This is a genomic window from Xanthobacter sp. DMC47, assembly GCF_056313845.1.
In genome coordinates this window covers 1715131-1736799 of record NZ_JBQUZM010000004.1, presented here as the reverse complement: position 1 = coordinate 1736799, position 21669 = coordinate 1715131, and the positions used below count along the sequence as shown (strand labels likewise).

At 69.0% G+C, this 21669-nt stretch carries 25 protein-coding genes; 12 read left to right on the top strand and 13 right to left on the bottom strand.

Going from position 1 to position 21669, the window contains the following annotated elements; translation table 11 throughout:
• Nucleotides 1–113: 113 nt before the first annotated feature.
• Both ACT54R_RS19955 and ACT54R_RS19950 read right to left on the bottom strand, forming a co-directional pair.
• Nucleotides 114–836, bottom strand: a complete 723-nt coding sequence (locus tag ACT54R_RS19955; protein ID WP_476329079.1) for a cytochrome c biogenesis CcdA family protein — start codon at nucleotides 834–836, stop codon at nucleotides 114–116.
• A gap of 7 nt (nucleotides 837–843) precedes the next feature.
• A complete protein-coding gene (locus tag ACT54R_RS19950) occupies nucleotides 844–1251 on the bottom strand; it encodes a thioredoxin family protein (RefSeq protein ID WP_476329077.1) in 408 nt (135 codons plus the stop codon).
• A 188-nt stretch (nucleotides 1252–1439) separates the two neighbouring features.
• On the opposite strand from ACT54R_RS19950, the gene ACT54R_RS19945 reads away from it, so the two are divergent.
• The 5 genes from ACT54R_RS19945 to ACT54R_RS19925 all read left to right on the top strand — a co-directional run bounded on the left by ACT54R_RS19945 (nucleotide 1440) and on the right by ACT54R_RS19925 (nucleotide 5418).
• Nucleotides 1440–2060: a Maf-like protein gene (locus ACT54R_RS19945; protein ID WP_476329075.1), complete on the top strand. Its 621-nt coding sequence runs from the start codon at nucleotides 1440–1442 to the stop codon at nucleotides 2058–2060.
• Nucleotides 2057–2263, top strand: a complete 207-nt coding sequence (yacG, locus tag ACT54R_RS19940) for a DNA gyrase inhibitor YacG (RefSeq protein ID WP_168462442.1) — start codon at nucleotides 2057–2059, stop codon at nucleotides 2261–2263. The genes ACT54R_RS19945 and yacG overlap by 4 nt, the downstream gene beginning before the upstream one ends.
• An 81-nt stretch (nucleotides 2264–2344) precedes the next feature.
• Nucleotides 2345–3232, top strand: coding sequence for a hypothetical protein (locus ACT54R_RS19935; RefSeq protein ID WP_476329073.1), 888 nt, complete (start codon nucleotides 2345–2347; stop codon nucleotides 3230–3232).
• A 2-nt stretch (nucleotides 3233–3234) separates the two neighbouring features.
• Nucleotides 3235–3858 (top strand): hypothetical protein, encoded by a 624-nt coding sequence (locus ACT54R_RS19930; RefSeq protein WP_476329071.1) that lies wholly within the window; start codon nucleotides 3235–3237, stop codon nucleotides 3856–3858.
• A 78-nt stretch (nucleotides 3859–3936) separates the two neighbouring features.
• Nucleotides 3937–5418, top strand: coding sequence for an aldehyde dehydrogenase (locus tag ACT54R_RS19925; protein ID WP_476329069.1), 1482 nt, complete (start codon nucleotides 3937–3939; stop codon nucleotides 5416–5418).
• A 188-nt stretch (nucleotides 5419–5606) separates the two neighbouring features.
• Here ACT54R_RS19925 and tmpT read toward each other — a convergent pair whose 3' ends face one another.
• Nucleotides 5607–6245, bottom strand: a complete 639-nt coding sequence (gene tmpT / locus ACT54R_RS19920; protein WP_476329067.1) for a thiopurine S-methyltransferase — start codon at nucleotides 6243–6245, stop codon at nucleotides 5607–5609.
• Nucleotides 6246–6376: 131 nt separating this feature from the next.
• Between tmpT and ACT54R_RS19915 the strand changes: the two genes are divergently transcribed.
• Nucleotides 6377–7801 carry an aspartate aminotransferase family protein gene (locus ACT54R_RS19915; RefSeq protein ID WP_476329065.1) on the top strand — a complete coding sequence of 475 codons (1425 nt, stop codon included), beginning with the start codon at nucleotides 6377–6379 and terminating at the stop codon, nucleotides 7799–7801.
• Nucleotides 7802–7975: 174 nt separating this feature from the next.
• A complete protein-coding gene (locus ACT54R_RS19910) occupies nucleotides 7976–8377 on the top strand; it encodes a DUF1236 domain-containing protein (RefSeq protein ID WP_476329063.1) in 402 nt (133 codons plus the stop codon).
• A 57-nt stretch (nucleotides 8378–8434) separates the two neighbouring features.
• Here the strand turns inward: ACT54R_RS19910 and ACT54R_RS19905 are convergent, their stop codons facing one another.
• From ACT54R_RS19905 to ACT54R_RS19895, 3 genes are all read right to left on the bottom strand, one after another.
• Nucleotides 8435–9034, bottom strand: a complete 600-nt coding sequence (locus ACT54R_RS19905; RefSeq protein WP_476329061.1) for a glutathione S-transferase N-terminal domain-containing protein — start codon at nucleotides 9032–9034, stop codon at nucleotides 8435–8437.
• Nucleotides 9035–9110: 76 nt separating this feature from the next.
• Nucleotides 9111–10178 (bottom strand): hypothetical protein, encoded by a 1068-nt coding sequence (locus ACT54R_RS19900; protein ID WP_476329059.1) that lies wholly within the window; start codon nucleotides 10176–10178, stop codon nucleotides 9111–9113.
• Between the two features lie 22 nt (nucleotides 10179–10200).
• Nucleotides 10201–11073 (bottom strand): 23S rRNA (adenine(2030)-N(6))-methyltransferase RlmJ, encoded by an 873-nt coding sequence (locus ACT54R_RS19895; protein WP_476329057.1) that lies wholly within the window; start codon nucleotides 11071–11073, stop codon nucleotides 10201–10203.
• A gap of 166 nt (nucleotides 11074–11239) precedes the next feature.
• Between ACT54R_RS19895 and ACT54R_RS19890 the strand changes: the two genes are divergently transcribed.
• Nucleotides 11240–11638 carry a hypothetical protein gene (locus ACT54R_RS19890; RefSeq protein WP_476329055.1) on the top strand — a complete coding sequence of 133 codons (399 nt, stop codon included), beginning with the start codon at nucleotides 11240–11242 and terminating at the stop codon, nucleotides 11636–11638.
• Between the two features lie 30 nt (nucleotides 11639–11668).
• On the opposite strand, the gene ACT54R_RS19885 is transcribed toward ACT54R_RS19890, so the two are convergent.
• On the bottom strand, nucleotides 11669–12349 hold the full coding sequence (locus tag ACT54R_RS19885) for a ribonuclease T2 family protein (RefSeq protein ID WP_476329053.1): 681 nt from the start codon (nucleotides 12347–12349) through the stop codon (nucleotides 11669–11671).
• Nucleotides 12346–12834, bottom strand: coding sequence for a hypothetical protein (locus ACT54R_RS19880; protein WP_168462538.1), 489 nt, complete (start codon nucleotides 12832–12834; stop codon nucleotides 12346–12348). Before ACT54R_RS19880 ends, ACT54R_RS19885 begins: the two co-directional genes overlap by 4 nt.
• Before the next feature lie 307 nt (nucleotides 12835–13141).
• Between ACT54R_RS19880 and ACT54R_RS19875 the strand changes: the two genes are divergently transcribed.
• A complete protein-coding gene (locus tag ACT54R_RS19875) occupies nucleotides 13142–14371 on the top strand; it encodes a type III PLP-dependent enzyme domain-containing protein (protein ID WP_476329243.1) in 1230 nt (409 codons plus the stop codon).
• A 159-nt stretch (nucleotides 14372–14530) separates the two neighbouring features.
• Here the strand turns inward: ACT54R_RS19875 and msrP are convergent, their stop codons facing one another.
• The 5 genes from msrP to ACT54R_RS19850 all read right to left on the bottom strand — a co-directional run bounded on the left by msrP (nucleotide 14531) and on the right by ACT54R_RS19850 (nucleotide 18918).
• The gene (gene msrP / locus ACT54R_RS19870) at nucleotides 14531–15508 is read right to left on the bottom strand and encodes a protein-methionine-sulfoxide reductase catalytic subunit MsrP (RefSeq protein WP_476329051.1); all 978 of its coding nucleotides are present in this window, start codon (nucleotides 15506–15508) and stop codon (nucleotides 14531–14533) included.
• A 103-nt stretch (nucleotides 15509–15611) separates the two neighbouring features.
• The gene (locus ACT54R_RS19865; protein ID WP_476329049.1) at nucleotides 15612–16130 is read right to left on the bottom strand and encodes a DUF992 domain-containing protein; all 519 of its coding nucleotides are present in this window, start codon (nucleotides 16128–16130) and stop codon (nucleotides 15612–15614) included.
• A 116-nt stretch (nucleotides 16131–16246) separates the two neighbouring features.
• Entirely contained in the window at nucleotides 16247–16777 is a 531-nt protein-coding gene (locus ACT54R_RS19860) for a DUF992 domain-containing protein (protein ID WP_476329047.1), read from the bottom strand.
• A 233-nt stretch (nucleotides 16778–17010) separates the two neighbouring features.
• Nucleotides 17011–17484 (bottom strand): DUF992 domain-containing protein, encoded by a 474-nt coding sequence (locus tag ACT54R_RS19855; RefSeq protein ID WP_168462454.1) that lies wholly within the window; start codon nucleotides 17482–17484, stop codon nucleotides 17011–17013.
• A gap of 231 nt (nucleotides 17485–17715) precedes the next feature.
• Nucleotides 17716–18918: a pyridoxal phosphate-dependent aminotransferase gene (locus tag ACT54R_RS19850; protein WP_476329045.1), complete on the bottom strand. Its 1203-nt coding sequence runs from the start codon at nucleotides 18916–18918 to the stop codon at nucleotides 17716–17718.
• A 260-nt stretch (nucleotides 18919–19178) separates the two neighbouring features.
• On the opposite strand from ACT54R_RS19850, the gene ACT54R_RS19845 reads away from it, so the two are divergent.
• The 3 genes from ACT54R_RS19845 (at nucleotide 19179) to ACT54R_RS19835 (ending at nucleotide 21636) form a co-directional block, all read left to right on the top strand.
• A complete protein-coding gene (locus tag ACT54R_RS19845; protein ID WP_476329043.1) occupies nucleotides 19179–19817 on the top strand; it encodes a glutathione S-transferase family protein in 639 nt (212 codons plus the stop codon).
• A gap of 201 nt (nucleotides 19818–20018) precedes the next feature.
• Nucleotides 20019–20414: a hypothetical protein gene (locus ACT54R_RS19840; RefSeq protein WP_476329041.1), complete on the top strand. Its 396-nt coding sequence runs from the start codon at nucleotides 20019–20021 to the stop codon at nucleotides 20412–20414.
• Nucleotides 20415–20454: 40 nt separating this feature from the next.
• Nucleotides 20455–21636 (top strand): PQQ-dependent sugar dehydrogenase, encoded by a 1182-nt coding sequence (locus ACT54R_RS19835; protein ID WP_476329039.1) that lies wholly within the window; start codon nucleotides 20455–20457, stop codon nucleotides 21634–21636.
• Nucleotides 21637–21669 lie beyond the last annotated feature (33 nt).

Below are 21669 nucleotides of genomic sequence, written 5' to 3'. Positions count from 1 at the left end.
GCGCCACCGGGGGCCGGCCACAGCCTGCGGGACGTGCAGGACTCATGCGGCCGGAGGGAGACGGCGCCGGTTCGGCCCGTCTCTGGATCGAAGCGGAGACGCCTCGCGGGAGGTCAGAACCGCGTCGTCAGCGTTGTCAGCCAGGCCGGGGAGACCTGGACCAGGGCCGCTTCGATCCGCTTGTCGGCGCCGGTGGCGATCAGCAGGCCGACCACCACCAGCACCAGACCCATGAGGGCCTTTGCGCCCTTGCCGCCGGAAATCATGCGCGAGCGCCAGCGCATCAGCGTGGGGCGGGAGAGGGTTCCGGCGAGCGCCAGCGGCAGGCCGGCGCCGAGGCCGAACAGGGCCATCACCGCCGCCACCTCGCCGAGGTTTCGCCCCTGCGCCGCGAGCACCGAGGCCGCGCCGAGGGTGGGGCCGACGCACGGGCTCCACACCGCGCCGAGCAGAAGCCCCACGGCGAACTGACCGCCCACGCCCTCCGTCGCGAAGCCGGAAAAATGCCGGCTGGCGAGGTCGCTCACCGGCCCGCCCGCGGTGGCGAGCCGGGTCTGCAGCGGTGGCACGGCGAGCACTGCGCCGATGCCGATCATCAGCACCGCGCCCACCATGCGGAAGGCGTCGCCCTCCAGCCCGATGGCGTAGCCGATGGTGGCCACGAACAGGCCGATGACGGTGAAGGAGAGCGTCACCCCCACCGCCAGCGCCAGCGGGGCGAGGCGGTGCTCGGCCGCGGCCGCGCCGAGCACCAGGGGCAGCAGCGGCACGACGCAGGGCGACAGGATGGAAAGCACGCCCGCGAGAAACGCGAGGCCGAGGCTGCCGAGGGCCATGGTCGCCTCAGACGCCCTTGGCCAGCAGCGCCTCGATGGACGGCTTCGCGGTGTCGCCCACGGAACGGCCTTCCTCGGTCTTGCCCTTGTAGACGATGAGGGTGCTCTGGGCGCGGGCGCCGAACGCCTTCACCGCATCCTTCTGGCTGTCGAAATCCACGCGGAACACCACCATGTCCTTGAATTTCGGCGTCGACAGCAGCTCGCCGAGGATGGGGGCCTGGGCCGCGCACACGGGGCACCAGCTGGCGTGGATTTCCACCAGGATGGGCTTGCCCGCCTTCTGCGCGTCAGCGAAGGCGGCGGGGGTATAGGCGGCATGGTCGGTGGCGGCCAGGGCCGACGCGCCGGCGAAGGCGGCCGCGGCCAGGGGGAGGGCGACGGCAAAGGCGAGCGTGACACGGCGGGTGAACATGATGGCGTCCTTCTTCCCTTGATCGGCGGCGCTTGGCCGACATGGGGCTTTTCGGAAGGCGGCTTCGGGCGGTTACAAGGGGGTGGAGCCATCACGGGCAGTTGAAGGCGTTCACAGGCCCGGCCAATTCCGCTAGACCACGGACCAGACAGGGGCCGGCGCGGGTCGGCCTGGGAGGATTTTGCTCCGTGAACGATCAGGTGAAGCTCGTCCTTGCCTCCGGCTCTCCCCGCCGCCTCGCGCTGCTGAACCAGGCCGGCATCGAGCCGGACCTTCTCATGCCCGCCGATGTGGACGAGACGCCAGAGCGCGGCGAGCTGCCCCGCCGCCTCGCCCAGCGCCTGTCGCAGGAGAAGGCGAAGCTGGTGGCCGGCCGGGCCAAGGACGCCGAGATGAATGCGCTGGTGCTCGCCGCCGACACGGTGGTGGCGGTGGGCCGGCGCATCCTGCCCAAGCCCGATCTCGTGGACGAGGCGGACGCGTGCCTGCGGCTGCTCTCCGGCCGCACCCATCGCGTCTATACCGGCGTCTGCCTCATCGATCCGCGCGGCCGCTCCGCCACCCGCCTCGTGGAGACGCGGGTGCGCTTCAAGCGGCTGTCGCGCGACGAGATCAACGATTACCTCGCCTGCGGCGAGTGGCGGGGCAAGGCAGGCGGCTACGCCATCCAGGGCATCGCCGGGGGCTTCGTGGTGAAGCTCGTGGGCTCGTACACCAACGTGGTCGGGCTGCCGCTCTCGGAGACCCTCGGCCTCCTCACCGGCCAGGGCTACGACGTGCGCGCAGGCTGGGTGGAGCGCGCGGCGTGAGCGCGGATACACCTGCCAAGCCCATCCCCGCCGCCCGGCCATGCCCCATCTGCGGCAAGCCGCCGGTGGAGCGCTACAAGCCGTTCTGCTCCAAGCGCTGCGCCGACGTGGACCTCAACCGCTGGCTGTCCGGCAGCTACGCCATCCCCGGCCGTCCCGAGGAGGACGAGGACGGGGAGAGCGGCCCGCCCGAGCGGGGATGAACCACCTTCGGGCTTTCGCGTAAAAATATGCCTTTTCAGTGAACGCAACTTTAAATAGAGTTGCGTTGGGGAGGGCATCCTATGCATGCAGCGATCTTGTCCGTGCTGCCGGCGGTCGTGCTTGCCGCCGGGCTTCTGGTTCCGACCGCTGGGGCGCAGGCACAATCCGCATGTCCGGTAGCATCCGGGCAGCTTATGCCTGGCCAGCTTTATCTGCGTTCGCCGGACGGACGACAGTGGATCGACGCCACCGGACCGGGAGTGAAGTCCGTGATGGCCACGTCAGACCGCGTCCGCGCCATCTATGCCCTGCCACCGGACCGCGGCGGCGTGGTCGCGATCAAGCTGCGCAACGAGGCGCCGCGCACCGAGCGGGACAACGCGGACGTGCAGGAAGTCCATATCGAGCGCCCGGCCCTCAATGAAAGCTGCTTTGCGGGCAGGCGGGGTCCCATGGATCGTCGGGTGGCGGCCCGGGAATACGACGATTACCACGCGGCGGGTCTCAAGGAATCCCAGCTACTGCATGCCTTCCATTTCCGCTACCGCTCCACGGAGCAGCCGGAGTGCCACCGGACCGACGACGCCAACGTCGGCGGGCGGAGACATTATTCGTTCACCCAGCCGAGCGAGTCCGGCGAGCCTACCCTTCGGGTCGCCGTGATTTCCGACGATGGCATTCCCCCGATCCTCGTCCCCATACGCGATGCGCTCGCCGCGATCTCCGGGCTGAAGCCGGCCCAGGCCAGCACCGGCGGCGGGCCTGGCACGCGCTATGTCTATCTGCGCACCATGCTGCGGCGTTACCAGCCGGTGCCGCAGGGCGCGGCGAATTGCGTCTCTTTCAGCTTCGACGCCGCTGCCAACGTGACGACCACCTATGTGACGGTCGCCGACCTTGACTCCGGCAAGCAGTCCGCCGTGCAGCAAACGACCTGGACCCTGCGCTGGGCACGCCCGGAGCGATAGGCATGGCCGGAAAGCTGGTCGATACCCTCAAGCGCAACATCCAGGTCTTTTTCGACGCCTTCTATTCCACCCGTGTTCCGCCGCTGGGCCAGGACGCTCCGGGCGAGAAAAAGGATGCGGTCGCGCTCTCGCAACTGCTTCTGGTGACGGTGCTGGTGCTCGTCTCCCGCAGCTTTCTGGCGGGCGGCGGCATCTCCCTGTCGGTGCCGGCGATGCTCGCCGGTGTCGCCCTGGCGGCCGTGATCCTCGTGTCCCTGCTCGCCTACATCTTCTACCCCAAGGCCGATCCGAAGACGCAGAGCCTGCGCGGGTCGGTTTTCGTGATGTGCTATCTGATCCTGACGATCATGCTGTTCATCCTCATCGACGGCGTCGGGCTGTTCGCGCTCGGTCAGGCGCCTTCGACGCTGCTGGCCGACGCGATGTTCGCGGTCGGTCTCGATCCCGTCCGCTTCGGAGATTTTCTCACGGCTTTGGTCTTCAGCCTGCTGGCCTGGATCCTCCTGACGGTGCGCACCGTATTGCAGTTTCCGCCGACCTCTTGGACAGACGCCTTCTGGACCCCGCAATTCCCCACCTTCGTGCTGATGAATGCAGGGCTGTTCTACGTGGTCATTCTCGCCTGATCGGCCGCATGGCCCCACCTTGACGGCTCCCGCTGCGGCGCGCGAGGGTGCGGCGGGTCTGGCAGCGGAGCGAGCATCATGGCGGCGGTGGAACGGGCAGCGGCGGACATTCCTTCCTTCCGAACCCACGCCTTCATCGATGGGGCCTTCCATCCGGCAGCATCGGGCCGCACCTTCAGCGCCGTCAATCCGGCCACCGGCCACGCCATCGCCGAGGTCGCGGCCTGCGATGGGGAGGATGTGGACCGCGCCGTGAAGGCCGCGCGCCGCGCCTTCGAGGATCGCCGCTGGGCTGGCCAGCGGCCGCTGGAGAGGAAGCGCGCCCTGCTGCGCTTCGCCGATCTCATCCGCGCCCACCGGGACGAACTCGCGCTGACCGAGACGCTGAACATGGGCAAGCCCATCTCGGACGCCCGCGCCATCGACGTGCGCGCGGCGGCCGACTGCTTCGCCTATTACGGGGAGTGCTGCGACAAGGTCTATGGCGAGGTGGCGCCCACCACCGACGACAATCTCGCCTTGGTGCTGCGGGAGCCGCTCGGCGTGGTCGGCTGCGTGACGCCGTGGAACTTCCCGATGATCATGGCCGCCTGGAAGGTGGCGCCGGCGCTGGCCATGGGTAATTCCGTGGTGCTGAAGCCGGCCGAGGAAAGCCCGCTCACTGCGCTCCGCCTCGCCGAGCTGGCGGCGGAGGCCGGAATCCCCGACGGCGTGTTCAACGTGGTGCCGGGGCTCGGCGTCGAGGCCGGCAAGGCGCTGGGGCTCCACATGGATGTGGACGCCATCGCCTTCACCGGCTCCACAGAGGTCGGCCGCTACTTCCTGCGCTATTCCGCCGAGAGCAACATCAAGCGCGTGGCGCTGGAGCTGGGCGGCAAGACCGCCTTCGTGGTGGCCCACGATGTGAAGGACCTCGGCGCCGTGGCCGAAGCGGTGGCCGGAGGCATCTTCTTCAACCAGGGTGAGATGTGCACGGCGGCTTCGCGCCTCCTCGTGGACAACCGCATCCGTGCCGAGCTGGTGGAGCGCGTCGCCGCCCTCGCCCCGCGCTGGATGCCGGGCGATCCGCTCGATCCCGATGCGCCCGCCGGGGCGGTGGTGAGCCGCGAGCACCAGGGCCGCATCCTCTCGGCGATCCAGGCCGGCGGCGAGAGTGGGGCGCGGCTGGTGACGGGCGGCATGGCGGTGCGCACCGAAACCGGCGGGGCCTTCGTGGCGCCGACGGTGTTCGACGACGTGGCGCCCTCTTCCACGCTGGCGCAGAACGAGATCTTCGGCCCGGTGCTGTCGGTGATCGGCTTCGACGGGCTGGACGAGGCGGTGGAGATCGCCAATGGCACCGTCTACGGCCTTGGCGCCTCGATCTGGAGCGCCGACCTTGCCGCCGCCCACAAGGTGGCCCGGCGCTTCAAGGCCGGCATCGTCTATGTGAACTGCTTCGACGCCGACGACATCACCACGCCCTTCGGCGGGGTGAAGCAATCCGGCTTCGGGCGCGACAAGTCCCTGCACGCGCTGGAGAAGTATTCCGACCTGAAGACGGTGTGGACGCGGCTTTAGGGCTTTAGCGGCTCGCTCCCCGGACAAGCGACACCGCAGGTGGAGCACCGAGCCGGGGTCCAGCGCAACACTCCCGCGCAGCGGGCCATGCCTCAGAGCGGCAGGGTTCGGAAGCGCCTGCGGCGGTCTTTCGCGCTTGGCCCCGGCTCGCATTCCGCTGTCGCTGCATGCGTCCGGGGCGCCAGGCCTCACCGCCGCGCCAGCAGATGCACCTCTTCGGTCGCTTCCCACTGCCCTTTGAGCGCGTTCGGCCGGGTGACGGCGTCGATCTGCGTCACCACATAGGCTCCGCCATGCAGCGCATGGACCTCCGTCGACGGCACCGAGAAGGGCGGGCCGCCGACGAGGGACTGGTCGTAGACGATCGTCACCACCAGTTGCGGCGCGGGGCCGGCGAGGGCGGTGACGTGGCCGGCATAGCGCGGGCGCATGTCCGGCGGCAAAGCGATGAGGGCGGCGCGGTCATAGACGGCATCCACCGGCCCGAGGGTTTCGGTTTCGAGCGCGAAGATGTCGCCCTGGAAGATGTCGAGGCCCGGCGCGCGGAAGCGCAGGAGGTCGCCGGCTTCGGTGATCTCGGGAACCACTTCCAGCTCGGCGAACAGCTCCTCCACCGCGATGCGGCTCAGTTCCGCCCCGGCCACCGTGAAGCCCTGCGCGAGCAGATAGGCGATGTCCCGCGTCTTGCCGCACAGGGGCAAAAAGATGCGCGCGCCGGGCGCGAGGTCGAGGCGCGGCAGGTGCTTGACCAGATAGGCATTGGGCTTGCCCTCGTGGAAGCCGATCTGCTTCGTCTCCCAGCGTGCGCGCCAGAAATCCGGTTCCATACCCTCGCCTCCGCTGGCTCTGTGATGGGCCGCAGCTTTAGCAGATCAGGCGGGCCGCGCGAGCGCGGGGGTGGCCCACGGTCCCGCTTTCGCGCTAGAACCGCAGAGGTTCAACACGGAGCATCGCCATCGTGACGTCCGCCCCCCTGTCCAACTCCACCGCCCACTGGCGCGCGCTGGATGCGGCGCACCACCTGCACCCCTTCTCCGACACCAAGGCGCTGAACGCCGAGGGGGTGCGGGTCATCACGCGGGCCGAGGGGGTCTATGTCTTCGACAGCGACGGCAACAGGATCCTCGACGGCATGTCGGGCCTGTGGTGCTCGCAGGTGGGGCACGGGCGGCATGCCATCGTGGATGCCATCGCCCAGCAGCTCCATCAGCTCGACTATTACAACACCTTCTTCAAGACCACCCATCCCGCCGCGGCGGAGCTGGCGGCGGCCATCTCCGAGGTGGCGCCGGCCCACATGAACCACGTGTTCTTCACCTCCGGCGGCTCGGAGGCGGTGGACACGGTGCTGCGCATGGTGCGGCACTATTGGGCTTCGCTGGGCAAGCCCGAGAAGCACATCTTCATCTCCCGCCGCAACGGCTATCACGGCTCCACCATGGGCGGCGCCTCGCTCGGTGGGATGAAGCCCATGCATGCCCAGGGCGGGCTGCCCATTCCCGGCATCATCCACGTGGCCCAGCCCTATTGGTGGGCCGAGGGCGGCGAGATGAGCCGCGAGGAGTTCGGCCTCTTCGCTGCCCGCGAGGTGGCCCGCGCCATCGACGAGGCGGGGCCGGAGAATGTCGCGGCCTTCATCGGCGAGCCCATCCAGGGCGCCGGCGGCGTCATCATCCCGCCCGCCAATTACTGGCCCGAGGTGGAGAAGATCTGCCGCGAGCGCGACGTGCTGCTGATCTGCGACGAGGTGATCTGCGGCTTCGGGCGCACCGGCCGCTGGTTCGGCTCCGAATTCATGGGCGTGAAGCCCGACCTCATCACGTTTGCCAAGGGCGTGACCTCCGGATACTTCCCGCTGGGCGGGGTGATCGTCGGCGATCATTTCGCCGAAGGCTTCATCGAGCACGGCGGCGACTTCAACCACGGCTACACCTATTCCGGCCATCCCGGCGGCTGCGCCGCGGCGCTCGCCAACCTGAAGATCATGCACGAGGAGAAACTGGTGGACCGGGTGCGGACCGATATCGGCCCCTACCTGCAGGAACGCTGGCTGAAGCTTGCCGAGCACCCGCTGGTGGGCGAGGCCCGCATGGTGGGCCTCATCGGCGCCATCGAGCTGACGCCGCAGAAGGCGACCCGCGCCGCCTTCGCGGCCGAGGAGGGGACGGTGGGCCTCATCTGCCGCGATTTCTCCTTCAAGGAGGGGCTGGTGATGCGCGCGGTGCGCGACGGCATGATCCTCGCCCCGCCCTTCACGCTGTCATACGAGGAGGCGGACGAACTGGTCGCCACCGCCTGGCGGGTGCTGGACCTCACCCATGCGGAGCTCCTCAAGCGTGGGCTTATGGTTCCGGTTCCGCGAGTGCCCGCGAAGGCCGCCTGAGCGCGGGAACGGCAAAGCCGAAGTCTAGGATGGCGCAGGCGGGGCAATGGTCAAGGTTTCGCCCCGCGCCATCTGAAATCCGGAGCGCGCTTCAGAGGCTCTTGCGTGCTCTCGGGAACGTTTTTGCATCGAGGACTGTTTCTGCTGCGATCTTAACGCAGCAGGAGAGGTAAGATGCGAAAGACGTTGCTGATGAGTACCGTGATCGCCGCCCTTGCGGCTCCCGTGATTGTTCCCGCCGCGGCGTTCGCGCAGGCCTCCACCGCCACCGGCGCGGTGGGCGGCGCGGCTGTCGGCGCCGTGGTTGGCGGCCCTGTGGGTGCGGTGGTCGGCGGCGTGGTCGGCGCCGGCGTCGGCGCGGCGGGCGAACCGCCCCAGGAAGTGCGCACCTACGTGATGAAGGAGCGCCGCCCCTCCGTCCGGATGGAGCAGGAAGTGGTGGTGGGCCGCCAGCTGCCGCCCAACGTGACGCTCTACGACATCCCGCAGAACAGCGAGTATGAATACACGGTCGTCAACGACCGCCGCGTCATCGTCGAGCCCAAGACCCGCAAGGTGGTCTACATCGTCGAGTGACGAAAGCTCTGGTACCTCGTCGAAGGCGCCGCCCGAAAGGGCGGCGCCTTTGGCGTGTCAGGCAACCGGAGCGGACTCCGCAAACGTCGGATGCGCGGCGCTGAAGGCCTCGAACCACGCGACGAGCTTGGGATGGTCGGCCCGCCAGTCCCCCCCGAAGCGGAAATCGAACCAGCCCAGCGCACAGGCCAGCGCGATGTCGCCCACGTCCGGGGTGCCCGAATAGGGCGTGACTTCCGCCTCCAGCGCATCGATCGCGCGGAGGCGCTTGCCGGCCTGATGTTCCAGCCAGCGCTCTTCGTGCTTCTCCTGCGGGCGGAAGCGCGCCTCATAGAGGATCAGGATGCCTGCATCCATCATCCCGTCCACGAGGGCCTCCCGGCGCAGGACCTTGATGCGCGCGGCCGGCTCGGTGGGCAGGATGCGCCCGTCGCCCGCCAGATGGTCCAGATAGGCGAGGATCACCGACGAATCGAACAGGACCTCTCCATCCCCGGTCAGCAGGGCGGGAATCTTCCCGAGCGGGTTCTGCTGGCGCAGCGTGTCGTTGGGGTCGAGCGTGTCGGCGGCCTCCAGCTCGAGCGGAATGCCGAGAATGCCGGCGGCGACGCGCACCTTGCGCACGAAGGGAGAGGTCGGGGAGTGGCGGAGCAGCATGGGAGGGGGCATCCGGATGAGAATGCCCTTCCCTAGATCGTTTGAGCCCGTTGTGAAAAGAGCAAATCGCGCGGGCTCAGGGCGCGGGAGTGACGGTGACGAGGCTGATTTTGGTGCGCGTCACGGCCCGGCCGCGGATACTCGCACGGATGGTCTGATCCGTAAGCGCGCGGCGCGCGATGCCGCCCTCCACGTCGATCCGCTGTGTCTGCCGGATATCCAGCCCGACCCGGGCGAGCATCTGTTCCGTATCCTTCGGGCTGACGCCGTCCGCATGTCCCGGTGGGGCGCCGAACTGGCCAACCACGTCCTGCGTGGCGGCTTTTATGGCATCGGGGTCGAGCGTGTCGGTGTAGATGAGGGTGAAGCGATCGGGCCGAGCGTCAGGCGCGAGCTGCATCACCGTTTGAGTGGCGACGCTTCCACCCAATGGGTTCGGCATGGCGCCGGCGAGGCGATCCACCTGACCCGGTTTCAGGACCGTGTTCTGCGCCGAGGCGAAGATGGGAAGAGGATCGAGCCAGGCTGCTGCTGCCTCCGCACCACGCGGCTCCAGCATCACGGCAAGCGCCAGCCGGACCAGCGGCACCATCTGCGGCTTGTTGGCGACGTCAGCCATCATGCGTTCGCCGTAGCCGGAGACAGTGGCGCGCACCTCCGCTTCATTCACCACGCGCACCGGCAAGCCGGTCGCGTCGGTGACGCCATCCACGGTGAGGTTCCGGAACGGGGCGAGGGCCGTAGCCGCGAGTTGCAGGGACCCGATGTTGCCTTCCAGAGCGGTTTCGCGCAGCACCAGCATGACGCGATATCCCGCGCCTTCACGCGCCGCATAGGTGAGGTCGTAGCGCTGGGTCAGGCGCCCCTTCTGCGGTGCGGGACCGCCGTCGTCGCTGGCGGTGGTGGTCACGTCCACCCGCCACCGGCTGCCGATCGCCGGTGCGAACGGCTGGGCCCATTGCGTAGCGGCGGGGGTCGTCTGGGGCGCGGGCTTCTGCGCCCCCTGCGAAGCTGGCTCGGCGATGGCGGGGCCGGCGAGAAGCAATGCTGCGACGAGGCCAAAGGCCCTCACGCGCACGGGCCTCCCCTGCAGCCGCCGTCCCTCTGCCCCGAGCGCTCCGTGCCGCGCGACGATCCCCGTCATGCCCTGACCCCCCAAGCCGGGCTCAACCCCCGGCGGTAAGCCAGGATACACGCACGCGGCCGGCCCCGTCGCGCGCCAGCAGGGGCGCGAGGGCGTTGAGCACCGTTTTCATCTCATCCGCCAGCGTGAAGGGCGGATTGACGATGATGAGGCCGGAGCCGGAAAGCGTGTCGAGCGCGCGCACCTGCGCGAAGTCCAGCTCCACCCGGAGAGTCTTCGGCAGCCTGAGGTGGGCTACGTCGCGGCGAAAGGCGTCCACCGCGCGCAGGTCCTTGATGGGATACCAGAGCATGAAGATGCCGGTGGCGAACCGCCGGTGCGCCGCCTCCAGTCCCGCCACCATGCGCTGGAACTCGCCGGGCTCCTCGAACGGCGGGTCTACCAGCACCACGCCCCGCCGTTCGCGCGGGGGAAGGTGGGCGGCGAGCGCCTGCCAGCCGTCCTGGGCGAGGATCTTCACCCGACCCTCGGCGCGCGGGTCCTCGCCCACACGCTTCTCCAGCTTCGCCCGCTCCTCCTTGTTCAGCTCGCAGAACAGGAACTTGTCCTGCGACCGCGACAAAGCGAGGGCGAGGGCCGGCGAGCCGGGATAGAGCTTGCGGCCGCCTTCACGCAGAGCGCGCACGCAATCGAGATAGGGCGCGAGCAGCGCCGCGGCGGGGGCGGGGAGGGTGCCGGCGTCCTGCGCGGCCAGCACCGCCTCGATGCCCGCATCCGCCTCGCCGGTCTTGCGGGCGTTGATGCCGTCAAGGTCGTATAGCCCGGTGCCGGCGTGGGTGTCGAGCACGCGATAGGGCGCGTCCTTCTTGCCGAGATAGGCGAGCACGCGCGCCAGCGCGGCGTGCTTCATGACATCGGCGGGATTTCCGGCGTGGAAGGCGTGGCGATAGTTCATCTCGGCTCGGCGGTGCGCGGAAGGGAATGTGGATGGTGCGGGCAGCTATGACGTAACGGTATTGTGGCCCTCGTGACGCCGTGCGACCGTCCCGGCGTGACGCATGGACGCCGGCGCGTCAAGCGGCAGGGCTCTGCGCGCGGCCCCGCGTCCGCAGGAGGGAACCATGAAGCCTCTCGTTTTCGCGCTGTCCCTTTTCGCCACGCTCGCCGTCGCCGTGCCGGCCTCGGCCCAGCAGATTCCTTCCCTCGTCGGCACCTGGAAGGGGCCGAGCGACGGGGTGGGCATGGAAATGGGCTATGTCACCGCCGATTACGGCCTGGTGGTCGAGGAGCAGCGCGGCCGCTCGTTCAAGGGCAAGGTGATCTATCCGGTGCCCGGCGGCACCAAGTCCGAGCCCATTCACGGCACCATCACGCCGGACCTGAAGACCGTCTATGTGGTGGGCGACGACGGCTTCCACATCGGCACGCTCCAGCCCGACGGCGCGTTCGACCTCTGCTATCTGGAGGTGGACGACGACGACGCGCTGGCCTTGTGCGCGCGCCTCACCAAGCAGCCGTAAGGCAACCGCGCAATCCGGCCGGCGGGCCTCTCAGCGCCCGCCGCGCACCGGCGGCATCACCATGCGCGAAAGGCGGCAGGCGCGGCGGTCCACCTCTGGGCAGGGCTGGAAGGCGAGGTCGCGGCTGAGGCACACCCGCACTTCCCGGAGCCGGCGCCGGTCGCAGTCCACCGAGATCATGCCGGCGTCGAGGCCGGGATTGGCGGCGCGGAAGGCGTCCTCCACCTCCTGCGGCGATACCATCCGGTAGTCGTCGAGGCGGGTGAAGTCGGCGGGGATGACGACCTTCGCCTTCGCCGCGCGCACCTGATCGAAATAGGCTTGCGGCGTCAGGCCCGAGCAGGTGCCGTGCTTCTTCCACTCATAGATGACGAGACGCCGGCTCGGCATCACGTCCAGCATGGAATTGACCAGCGGACCCGGCACGTAAGGCGGCGGGTTCTGGCAATATTGCGGGAAGCCGCGCGCATATTGCGGCCACAGGCCGTGCACCACGAAGGCGTAGGGGCGGGTGAGCGAGCATTGGGGCTCGCTGTCCGCGCGCTTGCCCTGGTCCTCGCAATAGGTGGGCGACCAGGACAGGGAGAGCACGTAGAAATCGAACGCGCCGGGCTGGCCCTCGGCCCGCGCCGGCTCGATCGCGGCAAGCGCCAGAAGCAGTGCGAGGCCAGCGGCAAGCCGGCCTGCAAAAGCTGCGAGGGCTCGCGTCACGGACCCGCCATCTTGCAGGACGGGGCGTAGGCGTAGTTGCGGTCGAGACCCACCACGCACCATTCCACGCCCCAGCTGGCGCCGATGAAGCCGCCGTCCTCGATGATGGAATAGTAGATGGCGCGCTTCTTGAGATCGTTGGTGAAGACCGTGCCGCGGCAATAGCGGCGCGGCTGGTATTCCGGTCCCCACGGGCGATAGGCGATCTCGTGCACCTTCTCGAAATCGGTGATGGAGAGCGTGGAGGCCCAGAAGCGCCGCTCGGTCTCGGCGAAGCGGGTGGCGATGAGGTCGAGCGCCTCCTGGCTGTCGCAGGCCGGGATGACGCCGGAATAGTTGGGGCCGGAAAGCCAGAAATTCAGCTCGGCCAGATTCGCCGCCTTGGCCGGGGCGACGGAGGCCGGCGCAAACGCCAGCGCAGCCACGGCCGCCGCGGCGGCGATCCGGCCGATCGAGGCGCCCACGGCTGCGCGCACGCGCTTCATCTTGCCGCCAGCCTGTTCGCCAACGGCCTTCGCGCCCAGCGCCCGCTCACCCATGGTCGTCTCCACTTCGGCCTTCCGCCCCTCCGGGCGTACCTCGGCGGGACGATGCGACCGGCTTTTGCCGCGGTCAAGGACGCGGCGGCAACACCTTAAGAGAAAATGAACGATCGGTTCGGTGGAGGGTGTCGTGCTCTCGCCGGAAAAGATGGGCAAGCTCACGCAATCCGACTCGCGCCGGAGGAGCCCCATGCCGCAAACGACGCCCCATCTCGTGGCCGCCGGCCGGAGCAACCCTGAGCCCTCCCGCCTGCCGCGCTTCGCCACCGGGCGGGAGGCGGCGCTGGAGATGCGGCCCGACCAGCCGGTCTATTGCTTCCGGTCGGACGTGCTGGCGGGGGACGCCGCGGCCTTCGTCAAGGCCTTCCCCGGCAAGACCGCCTATGCGGTGAAGACCAATGGCGAGCCCATGGTGCTCGACGTTCTGGCGCGCTCGGGCATCAATGCCTTCGATGTGGCGTCCCCCGCCGAGTTCGCGGCCGCCCGTGCGGCGGCACCGGGGGCGGAGCTGTTCTACATGCACCCGGTGAAGGCGCAGTCGGATATCCGACTCGCGCTGGAGCACTACCGCATCCGCGCCACCGCCCTCGACCATGAGGACGAGGTGGCGAAGATATTGCGCATCGTCCGCGCGCTCGATCTCGATCCGGAAGACCTCACCTTGTTCGTGCGCATCGCCTCCAAGGGGGAGGCGGCCTATGAGCTGTCGCGCAAGTTCGGCGCGGCGCCGGGCCATGCGGCGGAACTGCTCCAGCGCATCCATGGCCTCGGCATCCGCTGCGGCCTGTGCTTCCACGTGGGCAGCCAGGTGGAGGACGTGGACACCTACGCCCGCGCCGTCGCCACCGCGGCCGAGGTGCGCGACGCGGCGAAGGTGCCCATCTCGGTGCTGGACGTGGGCGGCGGCTTTCCGGCCACCTATGCGGTGGACCCGCGCCGGCCGGTGCCGCCCATGCCGCCGCTCAATGAGATCGTCGGCGGGCTGATGGGGGCGGTGGAGCGGCATGGCTTTGCCGGCGTCCCGCTGGCGGCGGAGCCGGGGCGGGTCATCGTCGCCCGCGCCTTTTCGGTCATCGTGCGGGTGCTGCTGAAGAAGGGCCAGCGGCTCTATATCAATGACGGCGTGTGGTCGTCCTTGTCGGATTCGTGGACGGGGAAAATCCTGCTGCCGGTGCGTCATATCCCCGATCCCGCCCGCCGCCGCCGGCCGGGGCGGCCGGACGTGATGGCGCCGTTCCGCATCTATGGCGCCACCTGCGACAGCGTGGATGTGCTCTCACGCCCCTTCTATCTGCCGGAGAGCGTGGACACCGGAGACTGGATCGAGATCGGCCACATCGGCGCCTATTCCCTCTCCCTGCGCACCCGCTTCAACGGCTTTTATCCCGACACCTTCGTGGAAGTGACGACGCCGTTCGACGCCGGCGAGGCGCCGGACGGCTTCGCCGAGCCCGAGCGGCGGGGTGGGGTGGAGGGGTAGCGGAAGGCCGAGCCTTCAACCTGAGCTGTCATGCCCCGGCTTGTCCGGGGCATCCACTGTGCCGACAGCGCGATGTCTGAACCATGAGCGGCCCCGGCCGCCGGGTGGATCCCCCGGACAAGCCGGGGGATGACTGCCGAAAGGGATGGCGAAGGTCCTCTAGAACCAGATCTTCTGGGTCTCGCGGCCCTTGTAGAGGTCGGCGACGTATTCGCCGTAGCCGTTGAAGAGCACCGTGGGGATGCGCTGGCCGGTGGCGATGTCCTCTTCTGTGGCCTGGCTCCAGCGGGGATGCGGCACCTTGGGGTTCACGTTCGCCCAGAAGCCGTATTCGGAGCCCTGGAGCTGCTCCCAGAAGCTCACCGGCTGCTTGTCGGTGAAGGTGAAGCGCACGATGCCCTTGATGGACTTGAAGCCGTATTTCCACGGCAGCACCAGCCGGAGCGGCGCGCCGAACTGGTTGGGCGCGGGCTTGCCGTAGACGCCGGTGACGAGGAAGGCGAGCTCGTTGGTCGCCTCTTCCAGCGTCAGGCCCTCCACATAGGGCCACGTGTAGCGGAAGTCCCGCTGGTTGGGCGCAACCTTCGGATCGAGGAAGGTCTCCATCTTGATGTATTTCGCGCCCGAGGTGGGGGCGGCCAGCGCCACGAGGTCCTTCATGGGAAAGCCGGTCCACGGCACCGCCATGGACCACGCCTCGACGCAGCGGTGGCGATAGAGGCGCTCCTCGAACTTGACCTTCTTGAAGAGGTCGTCGATGCCCATCTCCTGGGGCTTCTCCACGAGACCGTCGATCTTCACGAGCCACGGTCGGCGCTGGAAGCGCGTCATGGAGGGGCCGACGACCTTGCCGTAGCTGAACTCGTAATAATTGTTCACGAGGCTGGAGCGCGCCTCCGGCGTCACCGGCCGCTCGAGCGTGTAGCGCGGATTCTGCGGCGCGGGATAAAGGCTGGCCGAGGGATCGGGCACGTCGCTGACGCGCTGGGCCGCGGCGGGGCTCGCGAGGGTCCCGGCACCCAGGCCGGCGAGGAGCATGGCGCCCGCACCCATGGCCTGCCGCCGGTTGAGATAGACGTCCTCGGGCGTTGCCGCCGATTCGGGAAGTTCCCAGCCGCGCCTTGATCTGATGAGCATTCAGTGTCCTCCGTCGCGGCGCCAAGATCGTGGGGGGCCGACGAAGGGGCAAGTCACAGCGACGTGTCTCACACGGGCGTGTCTCACACGGGCGTGTAGGCGCTCACTGGGGGGCGGCGGCGGAGGGTTCAAGCGTCAGCGTCGCGCCGGCGATGGAGAGGCTGAGGCCGCTGTCAGAGGAGACGCTGAGCGGCTGAAGCGTCACCTGCTTGGTGGCATCATCGGAGGCGAGCATGTTGGCGGAAAAGCCCGGGCCGAGAGAGAAGCCCGTGGAGAGGCCGACATATCGCCCCGCCAGCGCGCCGGGCGCCACGGCCGGGGAGGTGGCGATCACCGCCCACAGCATGCTGGCCTGGTCGGACACGCCGAAGTCGAGCCCGACCCGTTCCATGGTGCCGCTGTAATAATGGTTGACCCCCATGGAGGGCCGGTATTCGCACTTCACGGGACGGGTGGAGCCGAAGCCGTAGCCGGTGGCGAAGGCGCTGCGGCATTCCAGCAGCCCGGCCGCCATCTGGGGCATGGCCGGGCCGGCGCCAAAGGCCGGGGGCAGCGCCAGCGTCGCGGCGAGGCCGGCGCCGGCGAGCGCGACCGCCACGGAACGAGACAGGAAACTGGACATGCCGAACCCCTCCGCACAGGGATGGCGCCATGGCCGGAACACGCCCGTCCCGGCTGAGGCAAAGCTCACTCTGCCACGAAGGCTGCGGCCCTTTTGTGGTGGGCCGCGAAAAGCGTTCAGTTCGGCAGCAGAACCAGGGTGAGGTCGGCGATGCCGGCCGCCACGTCCGCGCCCACCATACCTTCCACCGAGACGGTCTGCAGGGCGATCTGGTTGCTGGAGCCGCCGAGCAGCACGTTGGCGCCAGCGCCGATGGTCCAGGCGGCATCGGCCGAGACGCCGATATAGCTGCCGGCGATGTCGCTCGGGCTGGGCCGGGCGGTGGGGGCGAACACGGCCCAGGCCAGCGTGTCGGCCGCGAGCACGCCCAGGTCGATGCCGAAGCGGGAGATGGTGCCCTTGTAGCGCGACAGCACCACGTAGGGCTGCGCCGCGTTGTCCCGGAATTCGCAGGCCGCCTCGCGCATGGAGCCGAGCACGAAGCCGATGGACGGCGCCACCTTGCACACCAGCATGCCCGACTGCACCAGCGGACCCGTCGGCGGCGGCGGCAACTGAACCGGCGGGAGGGGCTGGGCGGCGGCCGGCATCGCGGCGGCGAGGACGGTCGTGGCGGCAAGAAGGGCGGCGGCGATGGTGGCGCGCATGGAAGATCCCCCGGATGGCGACGAGAGAGACCTACGTGGCGGCGGAGTCTCGCGCAATCCCGCCGTTCCGATGGCGTGGCGCGTGCGGACTCATCGCGCGGGGCCGGGAGAATCAGGGGCTTGAAAATGCTCGCGCCCCCGGTTGGGCCGGGGGCGCGGGGCAAGGTTGCGAATGGGCAGATTCCGCTGCGGCAGGCGGCCCGAGGGCCCGGCCTGCCGCAGGGCGGGCCGAATCAGCGCAGGGTGAGGTCCGACACGCCGAGGGCGAGGTTGAGACCAGTCTGGCCTTCGAGCGACAGCGGCTGCAGCGCGAAGGTGTTCTGCGAACCGCCCACCAGCACGTTGGCGCCGAGGCCCACGCCGATGGAGGCCGAGCCGGTGGCGCCCACGTAGGTGCCGCGGAGCGCGCCGGCGGGAACCTTGGCGGACGGAGCGAACACGCCCCACACCAGCGTGCCGCGGCCGTTCACGCCGACGTCGAGGCCGAAGCGGCGCACAGTGCCCTGATAGGTGGCGCGCTTGACGCCGTGCACGGCGGGACGGAACGCGCAGCTCATCTCGCGCACCGAGCCGATCACGAACGCAACGTTGGGCGCCATGTTGCAGGTCAGCGTGCCCACCTGGACGCGGGACTGGGCCGAAGCGGGAAGCGCGCCGGCGACGAGCACGGCGGCAGCAGCAAGGCCGGCCTTGAGAACAGTCTTCATGATGTCGTTCCTCCTGTGGGAAGCGGGCGGGTCGAATCCGGCGCCCGACGACCGCGCAGCCTTAGCCCAGACTTCACCGCTGCGCCAACGCTCCAGTTGGCGCGAGGTTCCGTTTTCCCGCTGCTGTTGCAATTCGCACCCTGCCGAAAGGTCACTTTCGCGGGAGGTGGGGCGGGCCGGTGCGCCGGCCGGGTCGAACGCGAGCGGCGGGTGCCGCTCGCGATGCGTGGGTCAGACCAGGGAGCCGCAGAAGCGCTGGATGCGCCGGCAGGCTTCCTCGAGGTCCGAGGTGGCGGTGGCGTAGGAAATGCGGAAGGCCGGGCCGAGGCCGAAGGCCGAGCCGTGCACCACCGCGACGCCCTCGGCGTTGAGCAGCTCCGTGGCGAACACCTCGTCGTCGGTGATCTTCACGCCCGAAGGCGTGGTCTTGCCAATGGTGCCGGCGCAGGACGGGAAGACGTAGAAGGCGCCTTCCGGCTTCGGGCAGGTGAGGCCCTTGGTCTGGTTGAGCATGGAGACCACGAGATCGCGGCGCTCCTTGAACACCTTGTTGTTGGCGGCGATGAAGTCCTGCGGCCCGTCCAGCGCCTCGAGCGCCGCCCACTGGGCGATGGAGGAGGGGTTGGAGGTGGACTGGGACTGCAGCGTCCCCATCGCCTTGATGAGCGCCTCCGGCCCGGCGGCGTAGCCGATGCGCCAGCCGGTCATGCAATAGGCCTTGGACACGCCGTTCATGGTCAGCGTGCGGTCGTAGAGCGCGGGCTCCACCTGCGCCGGGGTGACGAACTTGAAGTCGTCATAGACGAGGTGCTCGTACATGTCGTCGGTGAGGATCCACACATGGGGATGCTTCACCAGCACGTCGGTGAGCGCCTTCAGCTCGTCGAAGCTGTAGGCCGCGCCGGAGGGGTTGGACGGCGAGTTGAAGATCAGCCACTTGGTCTTGGGCGTGATGGCGGCTTCCAGCACCTCGGGACGCAGCTTGAAATTGTCTTCCAGCGTCGTCATCGCCGGCACCGGGGTGCCGCCGCAGAAATTCACGATGTCCGGGTAGCTCACCCAGTAGGGGGCCGGGATGATGACCTCGTCGCCGGCATCCACGGTGGCGAGAAGGGCGTTGAACAGCACCTGCTTGCCGCCGGTGCCCACCGACACCTGCGAGGGCTTGTAGTCGAGCCCGTTCTCGCGCTTGAACTTGCGGCAGATGGCGGCCTTCAGCTCGGGAATGCCGTCCACGGCCGTGTACTTGGTCTCGCCGCGACGGATGGCCGCGATGGCGGCTTCCTTGATGTTTTCGGGCGTGTCGAAGTCCGGCTCGCCGGCCGAGAGCGCGATGATGTCCCGCCCCGCCGCCTTCAGCTCCCGCGCCTTGTTCGAGATGGCGATGGTGGGGGAGGGATTGATGCGCTTGAGGGCGGACGAAAGGAGGCTCATGGCCTTTGGGCTCCGGGACGCGCGATCGTGGGCGGAGCGGATGCCGCGGCACGGGCGCAACGATGACAGGTCGAGGGCCGGCCGGATGCCGGCGCGCGGACACTAGTTCAGAGCCTTGCCGCGAACAAGCAAGGATCGTGAATGTCGCGCCACGCCGGATTGATGGATCGCCACGCGGTGCAGGTCATCGCCATCGGGGCTTGCGGCGGCCCGGGCCTGCCGCCACATGCTGGAGCGTCGGGGGTGGGAGGACGGTTGAGGTGCTGACGCTCTATTCCACGCAGTCGTCGGGTAATTCCTACAAGGTCCGCCTGATGCTGGCGAAGCTCGGCCGGCCGTTCCGTCTCATGGAGGTGGACATCTTCGCCGGCGAGCACCGCACGCCGGAATTCCTCGCCATGAATCTGGAGGGGCGGGTGCCGCTCCTCGATGTGGACGGGCGGTTCCTCGCCGAGTCGAACGCCATCCTGTTCTATCTCGCCGAAGGCACGCCGCTTCTGCCGGCCGATGCCTTCGCCCGCGCCGAGGTGCTGCGCTGGATGTTCTTCGAGCAGAACAGCCACGAGCCGGGCATCGCCACCGCCCGCTTCTGGCTGCGGCAGGTGCGCGGCGGGCGCGAACTGCGCGCCCATGACGTGGACCGCTGGATGGAGGAGGGCTACGCGGCGCTCAAGGTGATGGAGCGGCACCTCTCAACGCGCCGCTATTTCGTCGGCGATGCGCTCACCATCGCCGACATCGCTTTGTTCGCCCACACCCACGTGGCGGAGGAGGGCGACTTTTCGCTTTCCGCCTTTCCCGCCGTGCGCGACTGGCTCGCCCGCGTCGCGGCGGAGCCGGGGCATGTGGACATGGGCTGGCGGCCCGAGACCCAGGTGGCCGATTCTGCCCTCGCCTGAGCGACGCGATGGCGCGGCAGAACAGCGGGGATGGCTCGCGCGTCCGTGAGCGTCCGACATCATCTTGCCATCATCCGTGAAGGCTAAGCCGCGGTGGCGCCACGATTCTTTTCCACCTTGCCTTGCGTCGGCGGAACTGATTCGCCCTGAGACACGTTGCTTGAGAGCGCGCGGAACCAAGGGGATGAGGAGGCTGCCCCAATGAGCGAGACCATCATGTCCGGACGTTGTGACGTCGGCGGTCCCATGGAAGCAGGGCACTTCTCCCTGACCCGCCGCGCCGTGCGCCAGTCGCCGGCGGATCCCGAGCTTCTGGCCCGTGCCGTGCGCGCCCACAAGGAAGGCGACGCGCTGGCGCAGGCCGTTTTGACCTTCGCCCTTATGGTCGCCATCGGCGCCGTGGCGCTGGTGCTGGGCGGCCGTGCGGCGATGGCAGGGGATCTCATCGTCGGCAGCGTGAGCGATTCTTCCGGTTTCCTCCTGTCCCTCGGCGCGGTGGGCGGTGCGATTTTCCTGTCGGCCGTCGCGGCCCGGCGTTTTGCCACCTCTCGTGTCGCGACCTCCCGCAGCGAAGTCCGGACGCGTGCGCGGCGTTGATCCGGCGTCTCGACACACGCCGTCCCCGCTGAACGCTGCGTTGCCGCAGACGCAGCTTGCCGCCGGGCCGCGCACCAAACGACGGCACGGCAAAGGCGGTGCGGCCCTCGGCTCCATCCTTCTCCTCATCCTGATTGCGGCGGCGACCTACGCCTTCGCCCAGCCCGTGGACGCCCGGCTGGGTGGCGAGCAGGTGCGCGTGGTGCCCTTCGCCAGCGGCCTGCAGACCCCATGGAGCATCGCCTTCCTCCCCGATGGCCATCTCCTCGTCACCGAGCGCGACGGACGGCTGCGCCCCATCGATGAGACGGGCAAGGTGGGTGCGCCCATCTCCGGCGTGCCACAAGTGGCCGCCCGCGGCCAGGGCGGCCTGCTGGACGTCGCGCTGGACCCCAAGTTCGCGCAGAACCGCTTGATCTATCTCAGTTACGCCGAGCCGCGGCCGGAAGGCGCCGCCACCGCCGTTGCGCGGGGCAAGCTCTCCGACGATCTCACCCGCCTCACCGATGTGGACGTGATCTTGCGCCAGCAGCCGGCGGTGTCTGGCGGCAACCATTTCGGCTCCCGCCTGGTGTTCGCGCCGGATGGCATGCTGTTCGTCACCCTCGGCGAGCGCTTCAACTATATGGACAAGGCGCAGGACCTCTCCACGACGCTGGGCAAGGTCGTGCGCATCGCGCCGGATGGGTCCATTCCTCCCGACAATCCGTTCGTGGACAAGGATGGCGCGCGCCCGGAAATCTGGAGCTATGGCCACCGCAACGTGCAGGCCGGCGTCATCGAGCCCGCGACCGGCCGGCTGTGGACCGTCGAGCACGGCCCGCGCGGCGGCGACGAGGTGAACAAGCCGGAGGCGGGCAAGAATTACGGCTGGCCAGTCATTGGCTATGGCCGGCACTATTCCGGCGCCCAGATCGGCGTCGGCACCGCCAAGGAGGGCATGGAGCAGCCGCTGTTCTACTGGGACCCCTCCATCGCCCCCTCGGGAGCCGCCTTCTACACCGGCGATGCGCTGCCGGGCTGGCGCGGCCAGCTCTTCGTCGGCGCGCTGGCGGGACAGGCGCTGGTCATGGTGAAGGTGCGCGACGGCGCCGTCCTCGGCGAGGAGCGGCTGCCCCTCGGCAAGCGCATCCGCGACGTGCGCATGGGGCCGGACGGCGCGCTCTGGCTCGCGGCTGAGAGCACGGGCGAGATCCTGCGCGTGGTGCCGGTGGGTCGCTGACCGGATTCCCTCCTTACCCTAAAGCGACCTAAG